Source organism: Streptomyces sp. NPDC007929 (assembly GCF_042959065.1).
In the GTDB taxonomy this organism is placed as follows: Bacteria; Actinomycetota; Actinomycetes; order Streptomycetales; family Streptomycetaceae; genus Streptomyces.
This window is the reverse complement of the sequence record NZ_JBIBKD010000026.1, coordinates 1-2,695: the sequence shown is the minus strand read 5'-3', so window position 1 is coordinate 2,695 and position 2,695 is coordinate 1. Positions and strand designations below refer to the sequence as shown.

Here is a 2,695-nt window from a genome sequence, read left to right as displayed (position 1 = left end):
GCCCGATTGACCCCCGTCGAGTACGAGACCATCATGACCCCACCCGCAGCTCTGGCTGCATAAACCCCGCTGTCACCAGATCATGCAGCAGTCCCTGTGCACGAAAATGAGCAGCCCCGAACAGGCCACCGGATCGGTTGCGACTGAACTCCGCCGCCTGACAGGTACGGGTACGTACCCGTACCTAGGGGATGGGAAGAAGCACGATGACTCGACGCCAACGTCTGTATCCCGGAGGAAGCCAAGGACTGGCTGACCGAGCTGCTGCAGAGGAGCAGCTGCTGGACGGCGAGCTGGACCGGCGCCTGGCCCACGTGACCGACCGGTGAGCGACGCTATGTACATCGTTGGATGACACCGCCCTGGCCGCAGCCGGCCAGGGCAACGTCCTTGCTTCCCGTCTGATCCACCGTGCCTATGCCGAGACGGGTTGGTTCCTGTACGCACCGGCATGCGCGTTAGGGCGTGTCCGGCGGATCATTGCCTGCGGCAGGCGAGCCCGGGCAATGATCCGCCGGACGCGACTGGAAACGGGGCGTCAGACCATGGAGAATTTGGCGACGTACTCGTCGAAGGGCTCGATACCGACTTCCCCACGGAGTTCGTCCATGCGCTCGGGCTCTTCACAGGGCCACGGAACCGGTGTCCCGTCCTTCACGCCGGCGATTTGAGTGCCGTAGACCTGCTTGCGGCCCTCGTTGACCAGCGCGCGGTCGCGCAGGAAGGCCAGCTCGCGCGGGCTGGCCGAGCCTGCCGACACCGCCTGCTGCATCAACTGGAGGGCGCGACGCTGAACGTCGAGCTGCCGGTCGGCGTGCTGAGCAATGAGCCATGCCGCGCGTGCGGCCTCCTCACCGACCAGTTCCGCCGTCGGCCAGCCGTACTCGTCCATGATCTCGTTGAGCCGGTCACCGTGCCGGGCAGTCAGTCGCCGCCAGGCCAGCTGCTCGGCGGGGTCCTCGCTGTTCGCGCGGACTGCCAACTGGTGATCGGCCGCAGCCATATCCGTGAGTTCCGCTGTCAGTGCGGCAACGTCGTGCGCCACTCTCAACTCCCAGGTGAGATCCGTGCTTTGTGTCCGCCCGCAAGCCTAGAGATGCAAATCGGGTGTAAAGATCATTCCGGAGAACGGTGACAGGCGCCTCGCCGCACCGGGATAATGGATCTACCCCCGGAGCCAGAGCCGGATCGCTGCGACGGTCACAGTGCCCTGGAAGACGTAGACACGCTTGTCGAACCTCGTGGCAACGGCCCGGAGGTTCTTAAGGGCGTTGATCGTGCGCTCGACTTCGTTTCTGCGCTTATAGACCGTCTTGTCGAAGCCGGAGGGCCGTCCACCCTTGCTGCCGCGGCGTTGGCGGTTCGCCCGCTGGTTCTTCGGCTCGGGGATGGTGTGCTTGATCTGCCGTCTGCGCAGGTATCGGCGGTTACGCCGTGAGGAATAGGCCTTGTCGCCGCCGAGGTGGCCAGGCCGGGTGCGGGGGCGTCCGCCGCCGAGCCGGCCGACACGGATGCGTTCCATGACGGGGACGAGCTGCGGCGCGTCGCCCCACTGGCCCGGAGTGATCAGCAAGGCCAGAGGGCGGCGCCCGCCTTCTCCGGCGAGGTGAATCTTGCAGGTGAGTCCGCCCCGAGAGCGTCCGAGTCCCTCATCGGGGCGGTGCTGTCGGGGCGTGCGTCTTTTCCCGGCACCCGCGGTGGTTTCTTGCGTGCTCCGGCGGCGTGCTGGTGGGCCCGGCAGGTGGTGGAGTCCACGCTCACCATGGACCAGTCGATGCGGCCCTGGGCATCCGCGTCAGCCAGGACTGCCGCATAGATCTTGTCCCACGTGCCGTCCGCCGACCAGTGTCGATGCCTCTCGTACATGGTCTTCCACTTGCCGAACCGCGCAGGCAGATCCCGCCACGGCACCCCAGTCCGGTTCCGGTACAGGATTCCGTTGATGATCCTGCGGTGGCTGGCCCAGCGCCCACCTCGCTGCCCGGTCTTGGGCAGATGCGGCTTCAGCGGGCCCATTCCTCGTTAGTAAGATCTCCCCGCCCCATGAACATGCCAACGCGCTAGAGCGCGAGACGTCACATGATCCGCCGGACACGCCCTAGTCGAAGCCGATCGGGCCCGGCCTGGTACGACCCAGCACATGGCTTTCCTCCCCGGCGTCACCATTCTCGATCTAGATTTGGCGCCACCCTGGGCGTCGGGCGGCAGGAACCTGGTGCGCTGCGCACGCCAGTACGCGGCGCAGTCGACCCCAGCCCGACGGAGCGATCATTGCTGACCAGGGTGGTGATACCTGATCCCAGACTCTACACAGGATGCAACTGTGATGCAGCTTTGGTACGCCACGTTCTTTCCGCAAGCGATGAGCGACAGAACCCCGCCCGGCAGCGGCGAGTTGCTGGGGGAGATTTACCGGGTACTGACGTACGCGAGGAGTTCGGTTTCGAAGGTGAAGGGGAGGGGCTTCGGGTGGAGCGCAGCGGAACCCGTCAGTGAGGCCGGCGCCGGGCCGAGTTCTGAAAGAATGTCACCTCCATTGTGGAGGTGACATGTTGATTTCCCCAGTGGCTGCACAGGCCTGCACATGATGCACTCGCCGCTTGCAGCCAGCTGGAATCCCGCTTGCGGGATTCCTCTCAATTCGCGCTTGCGCGAATTGACACACTGCCAGAATTCCGCTTGCGGAATTCAATTC

At 65.2% G+C, this 2,695-nt stretch carries 1 protein-coding gene and 1 pseudogene; both read right to left on the bottom strand.

The window, feature by feature from the left end:
- Positions 1–538: 538 nt before the first annotated feature.
- Positions 539–1,045, bottom strand: coding sequence for a DUF6624 domain-containing protein (locus ACFZDE_RS38610; protein ID WP_391214913.1), 507 nt, complete (start codon positions 1,043–1,045; stop codon positions 539–541).
- A gap of 120 nt (positions 1,046–1,165) precedes the next feature.
- Positions 1,166–2,045: pseudogene (locus ACFZDE_RS38605) on the bottom strand (IS5 family transposase).
- Between the last annotated feature and the right edge of the window lie 650 nt (positions 2,046–2,695).